The organism is Elusimicrobiaceae bacterium (assembly GCA_017520185.1).
Classification (GTDB): Bacteria; Elusimicrobiota; Elusimicrobia; order Elusimicrobiales; family Elusimicrobiaceae; genus Avelusimicrobium.
The window spans coordinates 21,613-46,000 of the sequence record JAFXGO010000023.1 but is presented as its reverse complement, the minus strand read 5'-3'; the positions used below and the strand labels follow the sequence as shown (position 1 = coordinate 46,000).

At 42.8% G+C, this 24,388-nt stretch carries 21 protein-coding genes and 2 pseudogenes; 14 read left to right on the top strand and 9 right to left on the bottom strand.

Features of this window, described 5'->3' with window-relative positions:
• Together IKL48_03325 and IKL48_03320 are read right to left on the bottom strand one after the other, a co-directional pair.
• Window positions 1-680: hypothetical protein (locus IKL48_03325; protein ID MBR3603701.1), on the bottom strand; the 680-nt coding region annotated here is incomplete at its 3' end.
• Between the two features lie 67 nt (window positions 681-747).
• Complete coding sequence (locus IKL48_03320) at window positions 748-1,320, bottom strand: sugar O-acetyltransferase (protein MBR3603700.1); 573 nt, start codon at window positions 1,318-1,320, stop codon at window positions 748-750.
• Window positions 1,321-1,478: 158 nt separating this feature from the next.
• Here IKL48_03320 and IKL48_03315 point away from each other — a divergent pair, with 158 nt between their 5' ends.
• From IKL48_03315 to IKL48_03285, 7 genes are all read left to right on the top strand, one after another.
• On the top strand, window positions 1,479-2,768 hold the full coding sequence (locus tag IKL48_03315; protein ID MBR3603699.1) for an efflux RND transporter periplasmic adaptor subunit: 1,290 nt from the start codon (window positions 1,479-1,481) through the stop codon (window positions 2,766-2,768).
• Window positions 2,769-2,783: 15 nt separating this feature from the next.
• Window positions 2,784-5,933 (top strand): multidrug efflux RND transporter permease subunit, encoded by a 3,150-nt coding sequence (locus tag IKL48_03310; GenBank protein ID MBR3603698.1) that lies wholly within the window; start codon window positions 2,784-2,786, stop codon window positions 5,931-5,933.
• Window positions 5,923-7,404, top strand: a complete 1,482-nt coding sequence (locus IKL48_03305; GenBank protein ID MBR3603697.1) for an efflux transporter outer membrane subunit — start codon at window positions 5,923-5,925, stop codon at window positions 7,402-7,404. Before IKL48_03310 ends, IKL48_03305 begins: the two co-directional genes overlap by 11 nt.
• A gap of 138 nt (window positions 7,405-7,542) precedes the next feature.
• Window positions 7,543-7,977 carry a pilin gene (locus IKL48_03300; protein ID MBR3603696.1) on the top strand — a complete coding sequence of 145 codons (435 nt, stop codon included), beginning with the start codon at window positions 7,543-7,545 and terminating at the stop codon, window positions 7,975-7,977.
• A 98-nt stretch (window positions 7,978-8,075) separates the two neighbouring features.
• Window positions 8,076-9,467, top strand: coding sequence for an adenylosuccinate lyase (purB, locus tag IKL48_03295; GenBank protein MBR3603695.1), 1,392 nt, complete (start codon window positions 8,076-8,078; stop codon window positions 9,465-9,467).
• Complete coding sequence (locus IKL48_03290; protein MBR3603694.1) at window positions 9,464-10,480, top strand: adenylosuccinate synthetase; 1,017 nt, start codon at window positions 9,464-9,466, stop codon at window positions 10,478-10,480. The genes purB and IKL48_03290 overlap by 4 nt, the downstream gene beginning before the upstream one ends.
• A 124-nt stretch (window positions 10,481-10,604) precedes the next feature.
• Window positions 10,605-11,204 carry an HAD family phosphatase gene (locus tag IKL48_03285; protein MBR3603693.1) on the top strand — a complete coding sequence of 200 codons (600 nt, stop codon included), beginning with the start codon at window positions 10,605-10,607 and terminating at the stop codon, window positions 11,202-11,204.
• A 44-nt stretch (window positions 11,205-11,248) separates the two neighbouring features.
• On the opposite strand, the gene IKL48_03280 is transcribed toward IKL48_03285, so the two are convergent.
• Complete coding sequence (locus IKL48_03280; GenBank protein ID MBR3603692.1) at window positions 11,249-12,544, bottom strand: HlyC/CorC family transporter; 1,296 nt, start codon at window positions 12,542-12,544, stop codon at window positions 11,249-11,251.
• A 63-nt stretch (window positions 12,545-12,607) separates the two neighbouring features.
• The gene (locus IKL48_03275) at window positions 12,608-13,327 is read right to left on the bottom strand and encodes a hypothetical protein (protein MBR3603691.1); all 720 of its coding nucleotides are present in this window, start codon (window positions 13,325-13,327) and stop codon (window positions 12,608-12,610) included.
• Between the two features lie 126 nt (window positions 13,328-13,453).
• Between IKL48_03275 and IKL48_03270 the strand changes: the two are divergent.
• Window positions 13,454-13,579 (top strand): annotated as a pseudogene (locus IKL48_03270) (prepilin-type N-terminal cleavage/methylation domain-containing protein).
• A 406-nt stretch (window positions 13,580-13,985) separates the two neighbouring features.
• Here IKL48_03270 and IKL48_03265 read toward each other — a convergent pair.
• Window positions 13,986-15,194 (bottom strand): phosphopentomutase, encoded by a 1,209-nt coding sequence (locus tag IKL48_03265; GenBank protein MBR3603690.1) that lies wholly within the window; start codon window positions 15,192-15,194, stop codon window positions 13,986-13,988.
• A gap of 227 nt (window positions 15,195-15,421) precedes the next feature.
• On the opposite strand from IKL48_03265, the gene IKL48_03260 reads away from it, so the two are divergent.
• Both IKL48_03260 and IKL48_03255 read left to right on the top strand, forming a co-directional pair.
• Window positions 15,422-15,976 (top strand): hypothetical protein, encoded by a 555-nt coding sequence (locus IKL48_03260; GenBank protein ID MBR3603689.1) that lies wholly within the window; start codon window positions 15,422-15,424, stop codon window positions 15,974-15,976.
• A gap of 27 nt (window positions 15,977-16,003) precedes the next feature.
• Entirely contained in the window at window positions 16,004-18,241 is a 2,238-nt protein-coding gene (locus IKL48_03255) for an EAL domain-containing protein (GenBank protein ID MBR3603688.1), read from the top strand.
• 25 nt (window positions 18,242-18,266) lie between these two features.
• Here IKL48_03255 and IKL48_03250 read toward each other — a convergent pair whose 3' ends face one another.
• Together IKL48_03250 and IKL48_03245 are read right to left on the bottom strand one after the other, a co-directional pair.
• A complete protein-coding gene (locus tag IKL48_03250) occupies window positions 18,267-18,776 on the bottom strand; it encodes a nitroreductase family protein (protein MBR3603687.1) in 510 nt (169 codons plus the stop codon).
• Between the two features lies 1 nt (window position 18,777).
• Window positions 18,778-19,998 (bottom strand): L-serine ammonia-lyase, encoded by a 1,221-nt coding sequence (locus IKL48_03245; GenBank protein ID MBR3603686.1) that lies wholly within the window; start codon window positions 19,996-19,998, stop codon window positions 18,778-18,780.
• Between the two features lie 39 nt (window positions 19,999-20,037).
• Between IKL48_03245 and IKL48_03240 the strand changes: the two genes are divergently transcribed.
• The 3 genes and pseudogenes from IKL48_03240 (at window position 20,038) to IKL48_03230 (ending at window position 21,534) form a co-directional block, all read left to right on the top strand.
• Complete coding sequence (locus IKL48_03240) at window positions 20,038-20,604, top strand: manganese efflux pump MntP family protein (GenBank protein ID MBR3603685.1); 567 nt, start codon at window positions 20,038-20,040, stop codon at window positions 20,602-20,604.
• 33 nt (window positions 20,605-20,637) lie between these two features.
• On the top strand, window positions 20,638-21,195 hold the full coding sequence (locus tag IKL48_03235; GenBank protein ID MBR3603684.1) for a manganese efflux pump: 558 nt from the start codon (window positions 20,638-20,640) through the stop codon (window positions 21,193-21,195).
• Between the two features lie 231 nt (window positions 21,196-21,426).
• Window positions 21,427-21,534 (top strand): annotated as a pseudogene (locus IKL48_03230) (prepilin-type N-terminal cleavage/methylation domain-containing protein).
• A 417-nt stretch (window positions 21,535-21,951) separates the two neighbouring features.
• Here IKL48_03230 and IKL48_03225 read toward each other — a convergent pair.
• Together IKL48_03225 and IKL48_03220 are read right to left on the bottom strand one after the other, a co-directional pair.
• Entirely contained in the window at window positions 21,952-22,434 is a 483-nt protein-coding gene (locus tag IKL48_03225; GenBank protein MBR3603683.1) for a hypothetical protein, read from the bottom strand.
• A gap of 90 nt (window positions 22,435-22,524) precedes the next feature.
• A complete protein-coding gene (locus IKL48_03220; protein ID MBR3603682.1) occupies window positions 22,525-23,187 on the bottom strand; it encodes a hypothetical protein in 663 nt (220 codons plus the stop codon).
• 104 nt (window positions 23,188-23,291) lie between these two features.
• On the opposite strand from IKL48_03220, the gene IKL48_03215 reads away from it, so the two are divergent.
• Window positions 23,292-24,341 carry a DUF1646 family protein gene (locus IKL48_03215; protein ID MBR3603681.1) on the top strand — a complete coding sequence of 350 codons (1,050 nt, stop codon included), beginning with the start codon at window positions 23,292-23,294 and terminating at the stop codon, window positions 24,339-24,341.
• Window positions 24,342-24,388: the final 47 nt, after the last annotated feature.

Below are 24,388 nucleotides of genomic sequence, written 5' to 3'. Positions count from 1 at the left end.
TTCATCTTTTGAAAAGCAGTGTCGTTTAACATATGATAATTTTCTTTGGTAGCCGGCGCATGTAAAGAGATGATATCCGCTTTTTCGTATAACTTGTCCAGAGAAACATATTTTAAACCAAAGATACGGCGTATTTCATCGTTAGGATATGGGTCATAGGCCAAAATTTCCATCCCAAACCCTTTGGCTAGTTTGGCCATATGCCGTCCGATAGATCCTGTGCCAATGATACCTATGGTGTGTCCGTATAAATCAAAGCCAATATATTCATTCATGCGTACGAAGTTGTTTTTCATATCCGTACGGGCTTGCAGAATATGCCGGTTTAATGCCAGTAATGCTCCAAAAGCAAATTCTGCTACGGTAGATTCGCCATATTTAGGTACATGAACTACGGCTATTCCTCGTTTTTGACAATAATCCAAATCTATATGGTCATATCCCGTAGAACGGGTGGCAATAAGTTTTAAATGCGGATATCGATCCAAAGAAAGGTTATTCATGCGTAATGCTGTATGCACAAAAACAGAAATAACCTCAGCATCTTTGATTTGTTCATATTGCTCGGGAGAAATGTTTTCCATGCTTTCTTCCAAGAGAACCACATTCCCGTTGCAAATCTGATTTTGGCTTAAATAGTGTCTTGTGATACGGTCAACATCAAAAAATACAATTTTCATATTCTGCCCCCTTTTGTGTTTTTATAGTATAAGAAGGGCAGAATTAAAGAGCAACCGTTAAAAGAGGTTAGTTCTTTTTGGAGAAATCATAAAACTGACGTTTAACTTTGGCCGGATTCCCCACCGCTACAGAAAAGGCCGGTATGTCTCTGGTCACTACGGCTCCGGCACCGATAACAGCCCCGTCTCCGATGGTAATGCCCGGCAAAATAATGGCCCCGCCTCCGATCCAAACATTTTTGCCGATTTTAATTGGTGCGGCAAACTCTTTTCTTTCTCGTCTGGCATTGGGTTCTAAAGGATGTGTGGCAGTGTAAATCTGTACGCCGGGTCCTAATATGCTTTTTTCACCTATTTCTACGCAAGCGCAATCTAAAATCGTACAGTTAAAATTAATAAATACATCATCTCCAAAATAAATTTGCGTTCCGTAATCACAAAAGAAAGGCGGTTCTACAGATAAATTTTTGCCCACTTTACCAAAAAGTTTTTGGCATAATTCTTGGCGTTTTGCTTGATCAGAAGGGTCCGTAGCATTGTATTGCCACAACAAGCGTCTGGCCGTATAACGGGCTTGTGTCAGCTCCTCATCGGCGGCATTGTAAAAAAGCCCTGCTAACATATTTTCTTTTTCGCTCATGGAGTTATTGTAGCAATTTTTTTATAATCCAAAAAAATGATAGATAAATATTTCATAAAGGGGTAAATTTTATACAATTCTAAGTATATATCTGTGTGATTGAAAAACAAGCAGATAATTTTCTCTCCAATTATGAGGGATAAAAAGAGGAAGGAAGCATGAAAAAACAAATTCGTATCGCTACTATATTTGTGATGTGCACCGTTTTGTGCGCATTAGTGGCTTGTAAAAAACAAGCTGCTCCGGCACAAGATGCCGCCACACCTGTGACGGCCGTCCAAGTTTTAAAGACGGATCTGCCTTGGAATATTGAATATCCGGCCCAAATTGCCGGCTCTTTGGAAATCCAAGTGCGTGCTCAGGTGGGAGGTATTTTAAAGGCTCGCTTATTTGATGAAGGCGCTTATGTAAAACAAGGTACTCAACTTTTTCAAATTGATCCGAAAGAATATGAAGTGGCTTTGCAAAGAGCCGAAGGGGCATTGGCCCAAGCACAAAGCGAAGAAAATCGCACCAAGCGCGATTACGAACGCATGAAAGTTTTACGCGCTGACAATGCCATCAGCCGCAAAGACTTTGACGACTCTTTATCTGCTTATGAAGCGGCTCAAGCGGCTGTAAAAGTGGCTAAGGCCGGTGTGAATGAAGCCAAAATTAATTTGGAATATACCAAAGTGTTGGCTCCTATTTCCGGTATTACGGGTAAAGAGGCCCAATCTGTAGGAAGTTTGGTCTCTCCTGCCGGTAATGGTTTATTGACTACAATGGTGCAAATTCACCCCTTATGGGCCAATTTCTCTATGCCCAGCTCTCAATTTTATAAACTAGCCAGCGGATATTTGGCCGGTACGATTACATTAGATGAAAAAGGAGAAACCCCTTTATATGTAGAGGCTATTACATCTGACGGTCGTGTTTATCCGGAAAAAGGAAAAATTATTTTCTTTGACAGTACCGAAAACGTCAAAACCGCCTCTTTGGCTATCAAGGCAGAATTTCCTAACCCCAAAAATCAACGCATGTTAATGCCCGGTCAATTTGTACGTGTGCGCTTGATTGGTGCTACGTATAAAGATGCCGTACTGATTCCCTCCTCTGCTGTGCTTAGCACTCCTACCGGTAATTTGGTGTATGTGATAGATGAAAACAATATATTAAAGGCACAACCCATTACGGCTCAAATGCAAGATGATTTATATATTGTCAGCGAAGGTCTGAAAGGGGGAGAAACCATTGTTTCTGCCGGTCTTATCAAAATGCGTCCTGAAATGAAAGTGGCTCCCAAAGTGCAAGAATTTACTTTGCCGACCGTAGTCGAAACGGTGGTTCCCAGTACGGCAACGGCTGTTGATGTGAACTCTTTTGACAAAGCATTGGGTAAAGCGGTGGAAGGTGATGAACAAGATGTGGAAGAATCTTCTGCCTCCCAAACCGTTGCGGTAAAATAAAAACGGGAGGAATTTATGTTTTCCAAATTTTTTATTAACCGCCCTATCTTTTCAACAGTTATTTCTTTGCTGATTTTGCTGGCGGGTATTGTCTCTATCACCATGCTTCCTATAGAGCAATATCCGGATTTGACACCGCCCTCCATTCAGGTTTCGGCTCAATATCCCGGTGCCAGCCCCGAAGTAATTGCCGATACGGTGGCTGCTCCGTTGGAACAACAAATCAACGGGGTGGAAGACATGTTGTACATGAACTCTACGTCTTCTGCCAATGGGGATATGAATTTGTTGGTGTACTTTAAAGTAGGTACAGACCCTGATCAAGCCATGATTAACGTCAATAACCGCGTACAATCGGCCACTTCCACTTTGCCGGAAGACGTGCGCCGCTACGGGGTGACGGTGGACAAAAAATCTTCTGCTATTTTACAGTTAATCACCATGTACTCACCTTCCGGAGTGTACGATACTACGTATATCGGCAACTATGCTTTGATTAACGTAGTAGATGATTTGAAGCGTATTGAAGGGGTGGGTGATGCTCAAGTCATGACGGCCAATGACTATGCTATTCGTATTTGGCTCAAACCGGATATGATGAGCCAATTGGGCTTGTCTGTATCTGATGTAATGGCGGCAGTGCAAGCGCAAAATGCACAACGCGCGGCAGGCAAAATAGGTCAACCTCCGTTAAAAACGATGGTGGACCGCATGTACACTATGGTTGCTCCGGGACGTTTAAAAACAGCCGAAGAATTTGAAGAAATTATTTTGCGTGCCAATCCGGACGGTACTTCCTTGCGCTTAAAAGATGTGGCTCGGGTAGAACTCGGCAGCCAGACGTATGAATTTACGGGTTTTTTCAACGAACAACCGGCAGTACCTATCGGGGTTTATCTTTCTCCGGGTGCAAATGCTGTAGCCACTGCTGATGCTGTTAAAAAACGCATGGACGAATTGGCTGCCAATTTCCCCGGTGGTATTGAGTATAAAGTTGCTTATGATACCACGTTGTTTGTAAATGCCTCTGTGGAAGAAGTAATTCATACCTTAATTGAAGCAATGGTGCTCGTGTTTTTGGTGGTTTATTTATTCTTGCACGATTGGCGCGCTACGTTGATTCCGTGTTTAGCAGTACCCGTATCCATTGTGGGTGCTTTTGCCGGAATGTTGCTTTTGGGTTTTTCTATCAACACTTTGACACTGTTCGGGTTGGTGTTGGCCATCGGTATTGTGGTAGATGATGCTATTGTGGTAATTGAAAACGTAGAACGTATCATGCATGATGAACATCTGCCCGTTAAAGAAGCTACCATTAAAGCAATGGACGAAGTGACCGGACCGGTTGTAGCCATTGTGCTGGTGTTATGTTCTGTATTTGTGCCGGTGGCTTTTATGGGCGGATTTACCGGTGTTATGTATCAGCAGTTTGCTATTACGATTGCTGTTTCCGTAGTCATTTCCGGCTTGGTGGCTTTAACGTTGACACCTGCTTTGTGTGCTTTGCTCTTAAAAGACATGAAACACAAAACCAGTGGGTTTTTCTTCCGTTTCGATCAATGGTTTGACAAAGTGACGGAAAAATATACCGGTTGGGCAGGCTTTTTCTTGCGCCGTATCCCGGTGGCACTGCTTTGTGTGCTTCTTTTCTGGGGTGCTACGTTTGGATTGTTTAAAATTGTACCGGGCAGTTTGTTGCCGGATGAAGATCAAGGTATGCTTATGATGGCTACCATGCTAGACCCTGCTTCTTCTCTGCCGCAAGCGGAAAATATTGCCCAACAAGTGCAAAAAATTATCAAAGAGCAACCGGCCGTATCTGACGAAATGACCTTTGCCGGCTTTGATATGCTCAGCAGTACGCAAAAGACGAGTTCTGTGGCTTCTTTTATTTCTTTGAAACCTTGGAAAGAACGCAAAACGGAGGCTTTGTCTTCCTTTGGCACGTTAGCAGCTATTGCCAAAGCCGCCGCTGCCGCTATTCCGGGTGCGATTGTGATGCCATTTAATCCTCCTCCGATTATGGGTATGAGTACAACGGGTGGATTGGAAGGATACATACAAAATCGTGCCGGTGCCGATAGCCAAACATTATCCTCTAAGGTAAACGAATTTGTGGCCGCTGCTCAGAAACGTAAAGAGTTTTCCAGTGTTAGCACTACATTCTCGGCGGCCACCCCGCAATATGACTTGAAAGTGGACGAAATCAAAGCCATATCGATGAATGTTTCTTTGGCGGAACTTTATGGTACGATAGCCGGCACTTTTGGTACGGCTTACGTGAACGACTTTACCAAATTCAGCCGAAGTTTTAAAGTGATGATGCAGGCGGAAGGAGACTACCGCGCAAGACCGGAGCAATTAGGGGAAATTTTTGTCCGTTCCAATGACGGAAACATGATTCCCTTAGCTTCTTTTGTGACATTAACACCTATTTTGGGGCCCGAAACGGTGGAACGTTTTAATGCGTTCCCTGCCGCTAAAGTAATGGCTTCTCCGGCTGGCGGATATAGTACGGGTCAAGCCATTGCCGCTTTGCAAGAAGTGGCTAAAGAAGTGTTGGGTGAAGAATATACTTTAGCGTGGACCGGTACTACTTATCAAGAAACCATTAGCGGCAGTTCTTCTACAACGGCATTGCTTTTGGGTATGTTAGTGGTATTTTTAATCTTAGCGGCCCAATACGAAAAATGGGGCCTTCCTTTTGCGGTGTTGTTGGCAGTTCCATTTGGTATATTCGGGGCCTTGTTAGGCACGTATTGTCGCGGTTTGGATAATGATATTTATTTCCAAATTGCCTTAGTGGCTTTGGTTGGTTTGGCGGCCAAAAACGCCATTTTAATTGTAGAGTTTGCCGTAATGATTAAAGAACAAGGGGGCAGTGCATTTGACGCGGCTTTGCAGGCTATTAAACTGCGTTTTCGTCCGATTGTTATGACCTCTTTGGCCTTTATTTTGGGTTGTGTGCCATTGGCTATCAGTTCCGGTGCCGGTGCCGCCAGCCGTCACTCTATCGGTACGGCAGTGGTGTTTGGTATGTTGGCCGCCACTATTATTGCTCCGATGTTTGTGCCGATGTTCTTTTATCTGATTTCCGGCGGGCTGAAAGAAAAGAAAAATCAGAATCCTCAAGGGGAAAAAGAGGAGGTAAGCCATGAAATTTAATAAATTTCTGTATGTCGTATTTGCTGCGGCATTACTATCTGGTTGTATGATGGGGCCTAATTATAAGCGACCGGATTTGGAATTGCCGCAAGAAAATACTGCCGATGATTTTAGCGTGTTTGAAAAACATCAATGGTGGACGATGTTTGAAGATGATACGTTAAATGCTTTAGAGACGGAAGCCTTGATCTATAATAAAGATTTACAGCAAGCTATGGCTCGCGTAGATGCGGCGCGTGCATCCGTTGGTGTAGCCGTAGCCGACCAGTTGCCTACAATCGGATTACAGGGCGGTAGTGGCAGAGCCGGAAATGATTATTCCTCCGGACAAACATTAAGCACTGGTACAATCGTGGCTTCTTTTGAGTTGGATTTGTGGGGCAAATATCGCCGCTTGAGCGAAGCGGCTCGTGCTGAGCTTTTGTCCACTATGGCGGCTAAAGATACGGTGCTTTTGTCTTTAACGGCACAAGTGGCTTCTGCTTACTTTACGCTTCGTATGTTAGACGCTCAATTAGAAATTGCGAATCGTACTTTAGAAACGCGCCAAGAAAGTGTGCGCATTTATACCAGCCGCTATAATGCCGGTTATATTACAGAGGTGGATTTGCGCCGTGTGGAAGCGGATATGTACTCAGTGCAAGCGACAGCCAAAGAGTTGGAATTGAATATTGCCCAAACCGAAACCGCTTTAGCGGTGTTGGTGGGGCGTTCTCCGCGTGCCATTGTGGAGGAAACGATTTCTCGTGATGGTCATTTAAGAGATATTGTGGTACTTCCAAATGTACCTACCAACTTGCCGTCAAATCTTTTAGCCAAACGGCCCGATGTGCGTAGTGCCGAAGGCCAGCTGATTGCGGCAAATGCCCGTATCGGGGCGGCTCGTGCGGCGTATTTTCCGGATATTTCTTTAACGGCGGCAGCCGGTTTTGCCAGCAATCAATTAAATCAGCTTTTCCGCAATCCGTCCGGTATGTGGGCCTTTGCCGGACAGGTGGGACAGCCTATTTTTGCCGGTGGTGCTTTGGTTTCTCAAAGTAAAGCAGCTAAAGCCCGCTATGAGGAAATGTTAGCCTCATATGAAAAAACGGTACAAACGGCTTTTAAAGAAACGCTGGATGCCTTAAATTCCAATCGTATTAACCGTGAAATGTTTGAAATCCGCAAAAAACAAACAGAGGCTTTACGTCGTGGGTATGAGTTGACCAAAAAGCAAGAAGATGCCGGCCTTATCGGCACGATGGAACTGTTGGACGTGGAGCGTAATTTGTTGCAGGCGGAAATGGCTTTGGCTTCAGCACGCCAAAGTGAACTGTTGGCTCTGATTAGTGTAGCAAAGGCATTGGGCGGCGGTTGGGACGAACGTTGTGGTTTTGGTCCGTTTGAATCTTTGGTACGTGCTGAACAACAAACAACCATAGAAGAAAATCAAACACTACCCGAAACGCAAAGCGAACCGACAGAAAAATAATAGATTGTTTTTTAAACACCCCGCCTATCAGCGGGGTGTTTTTTTGTAGTAAATTTTATAATCTCAAATCATGGCAGCAATAGTTGGCAGATTTTTTTTAATTTGTATAATATAATAAATAAAATAATGGAGTTAAAAATGAAAAAAGGTTTTACGCTGATTGAGTTGTTAGTTGTGGTGCTGATTATCGGTATCTTGTCTGCGGTGGCATTGCCGCAATATCAAAAGACGGTGCTTAAAAGCCGCACCGCTGAAGCATGGACCAATTTGCAGTCTTTGAGAACGGCTGCTAAAGTGTATTGTCTGGAAACCAATGAAACATATATAGACAGAAATGCTTTGTCTATCGAGGTAGAAGATTCTGAATATTTTCAATATTATATGTCAGAATGCTCTAACGTTGATAGTGTGATAGTCGCTTCTTATAAAAAATCTCCTAGTTTTTCTTTGGGTTTTGGTTCTTCTGGGGCCAGATCTTGCAAAGGAGAAGGATGTGCTGATATAGGGTTTTCTACGGCCGGTTCCGGTAGAGGAAATTGTTTCTGTTCCGGTGATTGTTATTATATGAATTAGTTTTTGTTTCTGACTATAAAAGCCATGTGAAGAACATGGCTTTTTTAATGTGTTTTTATTCGTATAATAGAGTGCGTAATTTGCTAGAATAAGAGCGTATGAAAGAAGATATTTTAAACCCTTTAGACGGACGATATAAAAACAATTTGGCAGATTTACGTTCCGCTTGCGCAGAAACTGCTTTTGCGGCTGCTCGCGTACGTGCTGAAAGCGCATGGCTTTTGGTGCTAGAAAGTTTAAAACTGCCTGAATTTAAGCCGTTTTGTGCCAAAGAAAGATCCTTTTTGGAAAAGATATATTCTTTATCTTCAGATGATTTGGAAATTTTAGAAAAAATAGAGCGTCAGGGGCATAACGGTCGCCCGGCCACCAATCATGATGTTAAAGCGGTAGAATATTTTATGGCAGATAAACTGACCGCTAACGGTTTTAAAGCACATACGCATTGGATTCATTTTGCCTTAACAAGTGAAGATATTAACAGTTTGGCTTATGGGCAGATTTTGTCTGACACAGTGGAAAAAGTGCTTTTGCCTGCGCTTGAAACATTGCGCAAAGAGTTGGCTCAGCGCAGCAAAAAATATGCAGGCAGTGTTATGTTGGCCCGTACACATGGACAACCTGCCGTACCGACCACATACGGGAAAGAATTAAAAGTATTTGAAATCCGCTTAGCGCGTCAAATAGCACAACTTAAAAAACAGCAAATATCTTGCAAAGCCGGTGGTGCCATCGGCAGTTATAATGCCCATTTGGCCGCTTATCCAAAGGTTAATTGGCCCAAAGCCACTCAATCTTTGGTGACATATTTAAACAAAGGGCGCAAAATTAAACTTTTTTTAAGTCCTGTTTCTACGCAGATAGACAATCGCGATTCGTATGCCGAACTATTTGATAATTTACGTCGCATCAACACGATTTTGTTGGATTTGAGTCAAGATATGTGGCGTTATATTTCAGACGGTTTGGTAAAACAAAAAGTCATTGCCGGAGAGGTGGGGTCTTCCACCATGCCGCAGAAAGTAAATCCGATTGATTTTGAAAATGCCGAAGGGAATTTGGGGTTGGCTAATGCTTTGCTTACGTTCTTTAGCCAAAAATTGCCTGTTTCTCGTTTGCAACGGGATTTGTCTGACTCTACGGTTTTGCGCAATATGGCGGTGGCTTTCGGATATTGTTTGTTGGCCTATCGTTCATTGCTTAAAGGGCTGAAAAAAACGGATTTTGATAAGAATGTCGCTAAGATGCATTTGTTGGCGCATCCTGAAATATTGGCGGAAGCCTATCAGACTATTTTGCGTTCTGCTTGTGTGAGCGGTGCTTATGAAAAGTTAAAGTCAATCACACGTAATCAGCATATTACGATGGAAGGATTGCGCCAATTTGTAAAAGATTTAGACATAGAAGATACAGTAAAACAAAAAATGCTTGCGCTTGACGTGCTAAACTATATCGGTTTAGCCAGCAAGCAAGCGGGAGGAGAAAAATGATTGATATCGTATGCGGCGGACAAGCCGGTGACGAAGGAAAAGGTAAGATTTCTGCCTATTTGTCTTATAAAGGCGATTATGACTATTGTGTGCGTGTAGGCGGACCCAATGCCGGTCATACAGTGGTGGCGGACGGTAAGTCCTACACGTTAAAAAATATTCCGTCCGGATTTTTAAATCCGCAAACCAAACTCGTTTTGGGGGCCGGTGCCTATACCAAAACGGAATGGCTTTTAAAAGAGGTGGAACTGACGGGTACGCGTGATCGCTTAATTATTGATCCGTATGCCGTCTTGATTACGGACGAAGAAACCGCCGCTGAAAAAGCCGCCAGTCACTTTATGGAGCATATCGGCAGTGTGGGAACGGGGCTTGGTCAAGCAGTGAAGCATCGCATTGAACGGCGTGATGTCAAATTTGCCAAAGATGACCCTCTTTTGAAAGATTTTATTCAAGATGTGCCCGAACTGTTAAATGGGGCTTTGGATAAAGGGCAAAAGATTTTGCTGGAAGGTACACAAGGGATGAAACTTTCTTTGTTGCACGGGGAATATCCGTTCGTCACTTCGCGCGATACTACAGCCTCCACTTTTTTGGGTGAAGCCGGTTTGGGGCCAAAAAGTGTGCGTGATGTATATGTAGTGTTTAAACCCTATATTACTCGCGTAGGACCGGGACCGCTTGAAAAAGAAATGACCAACGAAGAAGACTTGGAAGTGTATCATACCAAAGGTCATGAAGTGGGCTCTGTGAGCAAACGTTTGCGCCGTGTGGGTGCTTTTGAAAAGCGTTCTGCTTCTCGCGCCATTATGATAAACAATGCTACCAAAATCGCTATTACGCATATTGATATGTTTGAAGGGAATGAACATATCAAGAGTTATGAAGATTTTACCGATGAGGCAAAAGCCTTTTTGGAAAGCATGAAAGCCCTCTCGGCTGAAGTTTATCCTCATCCGGAATTGGCTTTAGTCTCTACCGGACCGGATATGGAAGATACGTTGATCTTATAAAGTGTTTTTTGTGTGTTAAAAGACAGCGCAAGACAAAATGGTTTTGCGCTGTTTTTAATGCAAAAAAATCTTTTCTTTTTTCTTGATTAAAGATACAATAAAAGAAACGACTCAGGGGGAACAAGTGAAGACAATCGTCTTTGATTTGGGCGGAGTGTTTGTGGATTGGAATCCACGCCATTTGTATCGAAAGGTTTTTCCTTCTACAGAAGAAATGGAATGGTTTTTGACTCATGTTTGTACCAGCGCGTGGAATGCTCGTCAAGATGCAGGGCGCAGTTTTGCCGAAGGGACGGAACTGTTGAAAAAAGACTATCCTGCTTATGCGCAACAAATTGATGCCTACTTTGCCCGTTGGAATGAAATGTTCGGCCCCGATATTGCCGGTACAAAAGAGATCTTTTGGGAATTGAAGGCCAAAGGATTTAAAGTGTACGCACTGACCAACTGGTCTAAAGAAACTTTTCCTAAAGCCAAAGAAATGTTTGAAGTTTTTACGCAGTTTGACGGAGTGTTAGTGTCCGGAGAGGAGGGGGTGAATAAACCTGACCCTCGCATTTATCAGCGCTTTTTAGACAAGTTTTCCTTAAGAGCCGAAAAATGTATTTTTATTGATGATAATGCTGCCAATGTAGCAGCGGCGCATACGGTAGGTATGGACGGGATTCAATTTCACCATGCCGAGCAGTTAAGAGAAGAACTGCAAAAAAGAGCTATCTTATAAACTGCCTAATTTTTAATAACCCCCTGTTTGTGCAGGGGGTTTTGTTATTTGATTGTCACTAAAACTTCCATCAATTTATGCCGTCTAAACTTTCGTGCGGCCATTTGTATTTGGTCTGCGCAGACTACTTCGCTGGTGGTAAGGCTATGGCCTGCATGTCGCTGGGCCCATTGCTCTACCGTTTCAGCGGGCGGAGTGTCCGGCGGAATAGGCAAAGTGAGTTGCTTAAACACGTCGCTCATTTTGGCGGTGGCACTAGCTACTAATCCATCTCCAAACGGGCGGATATAGGCTAAGAAAAAGTCATACTCGTCTTCAATTTCTCCCACCATTTCTTCAAAAATATCTTCTAGAGTTAAAATACCGGTAATACGGTCATCATCGGTCACCAAACAGATGTGTTGTTTGGCTTTCATCAGTTGTTCTAATGCAGAAGATATAATAGTATCTTCGTCCAGGCGCAATATCGGGCGCAAAATAGAGCGGGTGGTGGGTACGGTGCCTTGAGCGGCGGTTTTGGTGGCATTAAAAATATCTTTAAAATTAAGGTATCCGATAATGCTTTGAGGATTGTCTTTTTGTTCACAAACGGGGAAGCGCGTATGCATATCTAAATGCGCTTTAACAAAAGTATCAGCAATGCTGTCTGCTGCATAGAGCATGTAGACTTGCTCCAAAGGCACTTGAATTTCTTTAATGCTGCGCGTGCAAAACATGGCAGTAGAAAGCACTATTTTTTCTTCCGCCTTGCCAAACAAACGGGAAGAAGAAGCAATAGATACCGCTGCGCGCAAATCGGCCATAGCGGCTTTTTGAGCGGCTTTGGGGTCTGTATTTTTGCGAACGGTTTTTTTGGTTAACAAACCTACAATCGCTTCCATTACGCGCACGATAGGGTAAAGCATAAGGTACAGATGGCGCATGTAAGGAGAAAACGTAAGCACCACCCACTCTTTGTTTTTAAGGGCAAAAGTTTTGGGGGTCAGTTCTCCAAATACAATGGTGAAAAAACTAAGAGGAAGTACTACCAAAATAACGGCTAAAGCATGGGAGATTTTAACAGGCAAATGAAATGTTTTCTGCAGATATGGGGCAAACCATTCATCAGCACCGGCACCACCTACGGCTGCGGCAATGGCCCCTACCAGCGTAATGCCGATTTGTATGGTGGCCAAACTGCCCTCCATGTGATCTTTCATATACAGTGCACTTTCGGCACCGCGTTTTTTCTCTTGAGAGAGAATGGAAAGTTTGGTGCGGGAAGCGGAGGCTAACGCCATTTCATAGGCGGCCAGCAAGGCATTAAAACATAACATTAATAAAATGACAAAAATACTCATACGGCTAGTGTAGCAAATAGATAAGAGATGTTTCAAAAAACCCCGCCGTATGGCGGGGTTAAATTATTGCCAATAAGTGATGGCTTTAGCAGCTTCTTTTTGGTCGGCTTGCTTGAGCAGTTGATGGTGGAGACAATTTTCGTTTTCTTGCATGGTTTTTACAAGAATGGTTTCTCCGGCCAGGCACTCATTTTTAAAGTTAATAATCAGTTTTTGAAGTTTTTTCCCTTGTGGGGGATTTTCTAAGGCCCAAGCGGCATAGTGGGTGTTGTTGACGTGTCCGTTTAAATCCAAATCTTCTTGACGGGTGGTAATTTGAACCTCAGGCAAAAGCAGGGATCCTTCCGGAGCCGTGCGTTTGAAGTTTTCTTCCTGCACCAAAAATTTTGGCTCTGCCGGATTTAAGGCCAGAAGTTCGGCAGGAGTTTTGGTAATGCGGCGTTTGTCTATGTCCATCAAAAGCCACCAGCTGGCACCGCGTGCGAGGGGGATGCCGTCTTGGGTTAAAAATTCAAATTCTCTGCGGCTTAAAATTTTCTCAGAAAAAGCATGCCACGTACGTATTTTGACGGGTTGGCGTTTAACAGAGGTTTGTAAAAATTCGATTTGCATATGTGTCAACACCCAACCTAAACGATTTTGTTGGATATTTTCCCAACCGAAATCAAAACTCTGTGCGTCTAAAGCAGCCGCTTCTTGAAAGTAGCGCAAAAAACTGACGGGATTAATATTTCCGTTTATGTCTAATTCGTCGTACCTGACTTCAAAAGTTTTTTCTAACATAACCCCTCCTTTTTTATATTTTATCAAATAAGATTTTTGCGACGGAGAAAATTTGCTTGACACATTATTTTTTTGCTACCATTTTTTTGCAGGGAAATTTTGTTTTTAAAAAAGGAAAAATAAAATATGAAAAAATCATTTAAAAATAACAGCGGTTTTACGCTGATTGAGTTGTTAGTTGTAGTGCTAATTATCGGTATCTTATCTGCGGTGGCATTGCCGCAATATCAAAAGACGGTGCTTAAAAGCCGCACTGCCGAAGCATGGGCCAACTTAAGTGCCATGAATAAAGCGATAGAGGTCTATTGTTTGGAAAATCCGGATGCTACTCATGATACTGGTCTTGATAAAGAGTTGCTTTCGGTTGAGGTGCCAAACTCTAATAATTTTACCTACGATATATGGTCAGTTTACTGTTCTCAACCAAATAATCGTCAGGCATATGCTACTTATTCAAAAGGCGGAAAATCCTTTACATTAGGTATCAATGCAGAAGGGCAACGCCAATGTCAGGGAAATAATTGTAAAGACATTGGTTTTGTAGAATATACCAGTACAAATACAGATTGTGTTTGCGGAATAAATCCGGGTGCCAACGGATGCTACTTTGTAAATTAAATTTTATATGAAAAACCCCGCTCGAAAGAGCGGGGTTTTTTTACTCATTTAAAAAACTTCTTCCCGTTTGTAGCGGTGGCAGACCCAAATGCTCGGCAATGGTTTGGCCTAAGTCTGCATATGTTTCCCGCTCGCCGATAAAGCACGGCATGACACGCGGGCCGAACATCAGCACAGGCACATTTTCACGTGTGTGGTCGGTGCCTTTGTAGGTAGGGTCACACCCATGATCTGCGGTAATAAATACCAAATCATTTTCTTTGAGTAGCGGTGCCAAATCTGCCAGGCGTTTATCAAAATATTCCAATCCTTGTGCATATCCTTCCACATCACGTCGGTGGCCCCAAGTCATGTCGAAATCCACAAAGTTGGTAAAAACAATACTGTTATCGGGTGCGTTTTTTACTTCCTCTAAGGTCACGTCCCACAATTGCTCTAAGCCGGAGGCTTTGACGGCTTTGGTAATGCCCTGCTGGGCAAAAATATCGGCAATTTTCCCAACGGAAATTACATTCCCGCCGTTTTCTTTCATTACGTCCAATAAAGTTTTGGCAGGAGGAGTGACAGAATAATCATGGCGGTTTTTGGTGCGCTTAAATTCGCCTTTTTTCTCTCCTTCAAAAGGCCGCGCGATGACGCGAGCAATATTGTAAGGTTTTAAATGTTTAAAAGCAATTTCGCACACTTGGTAAAGCCTTTCTAAGCCGAAATGTTTTTCGTGCGCGGCAATTTGAAACACACTGTCGGCTGAGGTATAACAAATAGGTTTGCCTGTTTGGATATGCTCTTGGCCAAATTCTTCAATCACTTCGGTGCCGGATGCAGCTTTGTTGGCTAAGATGCCGTCTAAACCTGCTTCTTGGCAAATTTTTTCTATCAATTCTGGTGGGAAAGACGGATACTGCGGTTTAAAATATCCCCAGTCAAAGGTGACGGGTACGCCGGCCATTTCCCAATGGCCCGAAGAAGTATCTTTGCCTTTGCTGACCTCTTTCATAAATCCATATTTGGCGGGCATTAAGATGGACGGGATATCTTGTTCTCCCGTTTGTATACGGCGCCCCGTAGAGGCTTGCGCTGCGCGTAATAAGCCCAAGTATGAAAGATTAGGAATATTAAGATGGCCGCGTGCAGAGGCGATATGCCCTAATGTGTCTGCCCCTTCGTCATTAAACCGAGCAGCATCTTTGGCTCCCCCGATACCAAAAGAATCCATCATCAAAATAATTGCCCGTCCTTTTTTAGCCATAAAAGGCCTCCTTTTAGCAAACTTGTTTCTCTACTTTATCAAATTAAAACAATTTCGTCACTTACAAAATATAGTACAAATTTCCGCGAGATAAAGAAAAACAAGGCAACTATAATAATCATAGAAAGAAAATAAGAACGGAAATGATGTGAAAAAAGAATAATTCTTTTCGTACGCGCGCGTTTCATGCTAAACTATATACAATAGAGATTATTAAAGAGGAAAATATGAATAAAGCATATGAAACTATGAGGGGGTTTTGGCTGGATGTCAAAAATCTCCAACACAAAAATGAAGTTCCGCAATTAGGGGAAAAAAAGATTTGTATCGCCGGTGTAGAAATGGCGGCCAAAGATACAAAAGGCGGTATTAAAAATTTAATTATAGCGGCATCTTCTTTAGGAAATGCCAGCGTATATTTTGAAAATAACAGCGCCAGCGGTTTGGGCGGATTTACCGGCGGGGCAGCCAGTGGACCCGTACGGGAAAAAACATTGCATTTAATGCAGGCTGCTGCGGCAAATGCCTTGAGGTTAGAAAAAGTAGATGTGTTGCAGGCGCAATCCGATCCGGAGCATATTACTTTGTTTGCCGTATCTGCAGAAGGACAAATATATGCAAAAGATTTGTTAGAAAAAGAGGCCCGAAATCCGGAAAATCCGTTATATCCTTTTTTTGCGTATACTCAGCAAGTATTGGCTGCTTTCAGACAGGAGCAGGCCCAAGCAGAGCAAAGCAATGCTGCTCAACAGACACAAACTAAAGAAGAAAAGAAACAATAAAATATTTCATTTAGTTCAGGTACACACGTGAAATACAGAATCACAGGATTTAAACGTTCTTTCGGCATTATCCTAACGGCTGCCCTTGCGGTGGCGGTGGGTTCTGTGGTGTACTGGCAACAAGTCACCAATCGTTTGGCTTTAGATGCCAGACAATCAATAGTGGTGGTCAGCCGCGAACTTGCGGAAAATTTTGAGCGTTTGTTGGGGGCGGAACTGCAAGTATTGACGGCTCTTTCCGTTTCTTTGGAACAGCCGGGTGCTTTGCAGAACAAAGCGGAACTTGTCACCTATTTAAACCGTCAAAACAGAAGAAACTCTTTTGAAATGACAGGGGTGCAATTTCCCAACGGAGAAGCAATCTTTTCCAACGGGCAAATTCAGCAAAATTTTTTATCTAAAGATGAAGTGGCTAGCGCTTATGAGCATAGTCACTATGTGTCTATCCAGCGCAAAGATCCATTTTCTAAGAAAAATATTTTAGTGCTGGCTATTCCGCTGCGTGTCAATGGGGAAAAGTTGGGCTTGGTGTTTGCCACACAGCCTACCCATTTTTATGAGCAGGCTTTGGCGGACACGTCTATGCATGGGGAGGGGCTTTCTTTTATTCTCACCAAAGCAGGAGATGTGGTAATTTCTTATCCTGAAGCAGCTTTTCAAAATATTTTTCGTTTTGGCCAGCAGGCAGTTTTTGACAAAGGGTTATCTGCTGATAAGATGAAAAATGATTTTAATGCCGGTCAAGAAGGGTTAACCGGATATTCCGTAAATGGTTTGCATCGCTTTGCTTCTTACAGGCCACTGGCGTATAACGGTTGGTATGGTCTTTCCGTTTTGCCCACGCAGTCAATGGCAGAAAAGGCGCAAGAGTTGATGCTGATGTCTTTGTTGTTGTGTTTGTCTATTATTGCGGTGTTGGTGGTACTGCTGATTTTTATCTTGCGCATGCAATATCAAAGCAGTAAGGCTTTGTATAAGTTGGGTTTTGTAGATCCGCTGACGCAAAGTGATAATCTAAATGCTTTTCGCTTAAAATTTACCAAAGCGGCGCAAGATTTCCATGACCAAAATATACCTGTGGCTTTTGCTTTGGTCAATGTAAACCGCTTCAAAGCCGTCAATGATATTTATGGTTTTGAACAGGGGGATCAAATCCTAAAGCAAGTGGCAGAAGCCTTACAGTCCGGTTTGGAAAAAGGGGAACTTTTCTGTCGTAGCGGGGCAGATGTGTTTATATTATTGGTTGCGTGCCCTGACCGTGATGAATTGGGCCGTCGGCTGGATGCTTTGTTGGACCGCGCCGGCAGATTTTGCAGAGCGGGCGGAGAATGTTTGCCCTTGTCTTTAACTTGCGGTGTGTACGTATTGGACGAAGATGTGCCTTTTTACATTATGTTGGATAGAGCCAATTTGGCATGGGCTTCAGCTAAGCAACATGCCGGCAGGACCTGTGCTTTTTATGACGAGGCCTACCGCCGAGAAATTGTAAACGAAAAACGTATTGAAAGCAGTATGGAACAAGCCATGCTCAATGGAGAATTTCATATTTACTTACAACCCAAATGTGATTTTAAAACGGGCATTACGCGCAGTGCAGAGGCATTGGTGCGTTGGGAGCACCCTGAAAAAGGTTTGATTCCGCCGGATAGTTTTATTCCCGTTTTTGAAAGAAACGGCTTTGTGTTGAAGTTGGATTTGTTTATTTTAGAGGAGAGTTTGCGCCTGTTAAAACGCTGGAAGGAAGAAGAAAAACCGGTGGTGCCTATCGGGGTTAACTTTTCCAGATTGCATTTGGAAGACCCTTCCTTTATTGACACATTGTCCAATATGGCCGACAAATATGGGGTGGCTCATTCTCTGTTGGAAATTGAGTTGACGGAGAGTGTAGTGTTTGGCAATGTAGAACGCATGAAGCAAGTGATAGACGGGTTGCATGAAAAAGGATTTTTCGTGGCGATGGACGATTTTGGCTCGGGTTATTCTTCGTTAAATGTGCTTAAAAATTTATATTTTGATTGTATTAAATTAGATAAAGAATTTTTAGCACGCGGCGAAGGAAACCCCCGTATGCGCCAAATTATTTCAGGTGCTGTAAAAATGATTAAAGATTTGGGCAGCAGCATTGTGGCTGAAGGGGTGGAAACCAAAGAACAGGCCGAGTTTTTAAGCCGTATTGGTTGCGATATGGCACAGGGATATTTGTTCTCTCGTCCGTTGCCTGTGACTGAATTTGAAAAACGTTTGCAAGAAGAAACTCAAAAATAAAAACCCGCTTAAAGCGGGTTTTTATTTACCATTTTTCGTAGTGAATTTTCTTTTCGTCAAAGCGGTCCACAGGCTCTTTTTCTTCATCTGGATATCCCAGCGCAATTACATTGAAAGGTTTGACGTTCGTAGGGAGTTGAAGAACATCAGCAATGGCTTGCATGCGGTCTTCATTCGGGTATACTCCCAGCCAAACAGAACCGATGCCCATATCTGTAGCAGCGAGTAAAATATTTTGCGTGGCAGCCCCGCAATCGCCCATCCAATATCCGGCAGCCCACTCGCGGGAAGTGTCTGCACAGACAACGATGGCGCAATCAGCGGTGGAGAGCATTTGAGCATGCGGATGAACTTCTTTAAGCGCATTTAAAACAATACGGTCCTTAATTACTACAAACTCCCACTCTTGACAATTGCGTGCCGTAGGGGCCAGCATGGCAGCTTTGAGTAAAGTTTTTATTTGTTCGGCAGAAATTGTTTTATCTTGAAATTTTCGGATAGATCTTCTTTTTTCAATCGCTTGTAAAGTATACATTTTATTCTCCTTTTTTCAAAAATTTATGTCTGAAAAAATGAGCTAATCCGCCTTGAGCCGTTTCGCGATAGGCCGCGTGCATGTCTTTGCCGGTTTGCATCATAGTGGCCAGCACATCGTCGTAAGACACGCGGTTGTATCCGTCTGACATTAAGGCGTAAGTGGCGCAATCTAACGCACGAGAAGCCGCCAAAGCATTTCTTTCAATACAAGGGATTTGCACCAATCCGTCCACCGGATCACAGGTAAGGCCCAAATGATGTTCCAATCCCATTTCAGCAGCATATTCAATGCGTTTATTATCGCCACCTTCCAACTGACAGGTAGCCGCTGCCGCCATCGCACACGCAACGCCAATTTCGCCTTGACAGCCTACTTCGGCTCCGGAGATAGAAGCATTGGTTTTGGCCATATTGCCAAATAAACTAGCGGTGGCCAAAGCGCGGATAATGGTGCTGTCTTCAAATTCACAAATTTCTTGTATCAGTCTGCAGACAGCCGGCAAAACGCCGCAAGAACCGCAGGTGGGCGCCGTCACCACGATGCCGCCGGAGGCATTTTCTTCTGCACATGCTAAAGCGTAAGAAAACAAATTATTCATGCGGCGCAGATAACGGGGGGAATTTTCCGCTTTATATAAATAACGTTGGGCTTTACGTTCTAAATTCAAAGAACCCGGCAAAACACCGCGTTTAGACAGGCCTCTTTTCATGGTTTCTTTCATGGTGTTCCAAACTTCGGTCAAATAATCCCAGATTTCAGGCCCCTCACATTCTTCCACATATTCCCAAAGAAGCATTCTCTTATCGGAAGTGTATTGAATGATTTCCGTCATGGATTTGTGCGGATAGACATTGTTTAAGTGTTTGCCAAAGTTTTCTTCATCGCGGATAGCCCCGCCACCTACACTATATACGGTGTGTGTGCCTATCACATGACCGGCTTGATCCAAAGCCTCTAATTTAAGTGCGTTAGGATGTTTAGGTAAAGAAGTGTTGGGCTCAAAAATAATATCAATCGGTTTAGGATAGAATGCCTCCCGAATTGTAAAATCAGTTAAATGCCCTTTGCCGGTGGCTGCCAAAGAGCCATATAATGTGACACGGAAAGAGCAAGCCGCCGGATAACGGCTGTTGAAAGCATCGGCCGCCTTTCGGGGGCCCATGGTGTGGCTGCTGGAAGGTCCGCAGCCTATTTTGTAAAGTTCTTTTAGTGTTTCCATAAAAAATTTCCTTATTAAAAATGGTATCATAATTTACATATGAACGTACTGTCTAGTTTTATAGTAGCGCTTAGTTTGTCTATGGATAACTTTGCTGTTGCCATTGCCTCAGGGTGTGCTTGTGGCAGAAATTTGCGTTTTAAACACATTTTAGGAGTTAGCCTTTGTTTTGTGTTGGCACACGCACTGATGCTCAGTGTGGGGTGGTTCGGCGGAAAAGAATTGGGCCGGGTGATAGACTCGGTGGATCATTGGTTTGCTTTTATTGTTTTGCTTTTGATTGGGTTAAAAATGGTAAAGGAGGCTTTTGAAAAAAAAGAAGAAACTTCTTTGTGCCAACTGATTTCTTTGAAAATGATTTTTGTGCTTGCTTTAGCCACCAGTTTAGATGCGTTGTTGGTAGGAATGGCACTCTCTTTGACGCAGGCTCCATATCTTTTGACATTGGTGTTTATGATGGGGTCTGTGCTTGTCACCAGTTATATAGGATTTTATTTAGGAAATTATTTAGGCAAACGTTTTGGTACTTGGATGGAAGTGTCTGGCGGAGTGTCATTAAGCGCGGTGGGTGTATGGGTACTACTCAGCGGGCTGGGAATTTGCTAATATAAAAACAAGACTAGCAGGAAAGGAGAATATATGGGATTGATAGCGTTAATCATTATTTTTATTTGTCTGTGTACGGATAATATGGTGACAGCTAATATGACGGCTACGAAAATGGAGTTGAAAACCAAAAGTGTTTTTTCCATCAAATCAGCGGTTTTCTTTTCCGGATTTAATGCCATCTTTTTTACGATAGGCTATATCTTTAGCATTTTGTTTTTCCGCGGTTATTTTGTAAATGTAGCCAACTGGATTGCTTTTGCCTTCTTGTTATTGTTGGGCATCAAGCATATGTTGGAAATGTTAGAAAAGTCCCCCAGTTTCAAAGAAGAAGAAGCCGATGATACCAAAAAATTGGTGAAGGTGGCTGCTTTAAGTGCCTCTCAATTTTTCTTGATTGGTTATGCGTTGGAATTATTTGGGAAAAGTTGGTTCCCTCAAGTTTTATTTTTGCTGGTCATTTCTTTCTTGATGACGGTTTTAGGTTTTCATATGGGCACCAAATCCTCTAAAACGATTGTAGGCAAAAAAGTAGAATTTGTGGCCGGATTAGTGTTGGTGATTATGGCTATCCGTATGATTATTTTGTAAGTTTGGTAAAATTTTGCAGTTGTTCGGATTTCCTACACCGCGTAGAACGTAAAGTTTTACGCGGTGTTTCTTTTCGGTGCGGCTTTTTTGAATACCTGTCTTTGGGTGGGAAAACGGCAAAAAAAAGGAAATTTTTTGGTTGTTTTTTCTTCGGGGGAAAAAGAAAAGATTTGACAGTTTGTTTTTTGCTAAAATTTTTTAGATAGGAAATTAATAAAAAAGGAGATAAAAATGAAGAAAGGTTTTACTTTGATTGAGTTGTTAGTTGTGGTCCTAATCATTGGTATCTTGTCTGCGGTGGCATTGCCGCAATATCAAAAGACGGTACTTAAGAGCCGCACTGCCGAAGCATGGGCCAATTTAAGTGCATTAAACAAAGCCGCTGTTGTGTATTGTATGGAAAATCCCACATCAAATATTAGTTGGTGGTCAACGGCTAGTGGCGGAAATGTTCCGGCAGGTTTTTCCATAGAAGTAGAGAGTTCCAAGTATTTTCGTTATGGAGGAGAAGTTAATTGTACGCAAGATCCGTATAAGATAGATCTGACGGGTTATTATTATGACGGTAATAAAATCTTCGAATTGGGCATAAAAAATGGTCGGCGTGTTTGTGGAGGAAGTGGCTGTCAAGATATAGGGGCTAAAACTGCGTCTCCGACAGATGGTATGAGTGGTGTTTGTGGAATAGGTGGAAATTGGTACTATCTAGATTAGTTTAAAATAAAAACCCCCGCTTAGAGAGCGGGGGTTTTTATTTTAATTTTCCACCACCGCTTCCCAATCTACTACTTCTGCCACTGCTTGGTTTTTAGATGCCTTTTTGGCCGCTTTGGCCTCTTGTTTCATTTCTTTTTTATGTTCTTTGGCGGCGCGTTTTGCTTTTTTATGTTCGGCTTTGATTGCCTCTTTATTTGCTTTGCCTTGAGCCTTATCCTGTTTGATTTGTTCTTTGGCCTTTTCTTTAATTTCTTTCATTTCTGTTTTGACGGCTTGCTTATCGGCCTTGTAATAGCCTTTTAAGTCTTTGGAAGCCTCTTTGGTGACGGCTTTGTCGGCTTTTAAAAAAGCCTTATCGGCTTGTTTCTGTGCCGCTACTTGCGCTTTGGCATTTTTTACTTTGGTCTTGGTGCAGGCATTAATGCATTTTATATCGCCGTTAGCGCATTGGCACATCTGAGTGGCATAAGAAGCACCACTTACAAGCAATAAGGCTGTAGCCGTAAGAATGATTTTTTTCATACATACCCCCTTTTCATATTTACTGCTTCTTTATTCTAAAACAAAAAAACCGCACTTAAAAGTGCGGTTTTTGTATTAGAAAGAAGTTGTTTATTTGGCTAAGGCTTTCCAAGCGGCTAATTCGTTTTTAGCGGCTTTTTCGGCATTTTTAGCGTTTTCTTTCGCTTGTTCTTTTTTGGCTTTCAAGGCTTCTTTGGCAGCTTCTACTTTGGCTTGAGCAGCGGCTTTTTCTTCGTCGTTGTTAGCGGCTTTGAGTTCGGCTTTGGCGGCTTCTACCTTAGCTTTAGCGGCATTTACTTTTTCTTCGGCATTGGCTTTGGCGACAGCAATTTTGCTTTCCGTTTCGGCTTTTTTGGCTTTCAAAGAGGCTTTATAGTTTTCGGCATCTTCTTTGGCTTTAGCTTTTTTGGCTTCGAGTTCGGCTTTGGCTTGGGCTTTTTTAGCTTCGGCATCTTTTTTAGCTTGTTCTTTTTTGGCTTTGGCTTGAGCTTTCAATTCGGCTTTTTTGTTTTCCAAAGAGGCTTTGACATCTTCTTCAGTAACGGTGTTCTTTTTAGCTTCGGCTTGTTTGGCTTTTAATGCTTCTTTAGCAGCTTGTACTTTTTGAGCGGTAGCTTTACGGGCGGCCGTCACTTTGGTTTGCACACAGCTGACGTAGCAGGCGGAATCGCCGGCTTGGCAGGTGCAGGTTTCGGCGGCAAAAGCCACAGAGGCTACTGCCAACACACACAAGGTAATAAATACTTTCTTCATGTATAGCTCCTTAATCATTATGCTTGGTACATCATTTATATTCTACAAAAATAGATAGAATTTTTTACAACGTATTAAAAAAAATATTTAGTAAAATGATGGTCATGGAAGTATCATTGATTACCAAAATTTTATTATCAATAGTCGTATTAAATCTATTAATATGGCCGCTGGTATCCAAGTGGGTGGAAAACCACTTGGAGATGTTTCTTTTGTTGGTGGGGATAGCCGCAGTAAGCATTGCCGGTGGCTGGAGTAAGGATTTTGTTTATCAAACGTTCAATGCCCCTGTAAACGTGGCGTTTATTGTATTGGTAGTAAGTGTTATTTTTAATCATTATTCTCGTTATATTTTTAGAGTATTGTTTATTTTGTTTCGGTATTTGGAGCCGCGCTATAGTTTTGCCGTATTGGTTTTTTTGTTGGGAATGATGTCAAGCATTTGTAGTGTGACGGTGGCGGCATTGGTGTTGGCTGAAGTTTTGCAAGTGGTAAATTTGGAGAGAGATCAAACAGTCAAAGTGACTGTTTATGCTTGTTATGCCATTGGGTTGGGGGCTATTTTGCTGCCGTTGGCCGAACCTTTGGGATTGGTGATTTATAATGAGTTGGCGGCCGGCCCGCATCAGGCTGATTTTTTCTTTGTGCTTCGTCACTTTTTCTGGTGGATAGTGCCGGGTATTGTTTTGTGTGCTTTGGCCGCCGGTTATACGGTGCGTAATACCAACACTCAAGTGCAGCTTCATATCCGCGAGGATAAAGAAGACCCCAAATCCATCTTGCGCCGCACGTGGAATATTTATCTGTTTGTGGCGGCATTGCATTTAATCAGTACGGGGTTGCGGCCGTTTGCACAAAGCACGATTGCTCTTTTAAACGGAAAAATTTTGTTTTGGGCCAATGCTGTTTCTGTTATTATTGACAATGCCACATTGGCCGCTATTGAAGTGACTCCCAATGTTTCTACAGAAAACTTGATGTATATGGTTATCGGCTTAGCAGCCTTTGGCAGTATGCTTGTGCAGGGCAATTTGCCCAATATCGTGGCTGCGGAAAAATTAAACATCAAAAGCCGCGAATGGGCGCGCGTGGCAGTGCCTGTCGGTTTGGTGTTGATGACAGGCTATTTTGTCGCTTTATGCATTAGTTTGTAATTCTGCTTAAAAATCCAAAAACTTACGTTGACAGTTGGGTTTGTGCT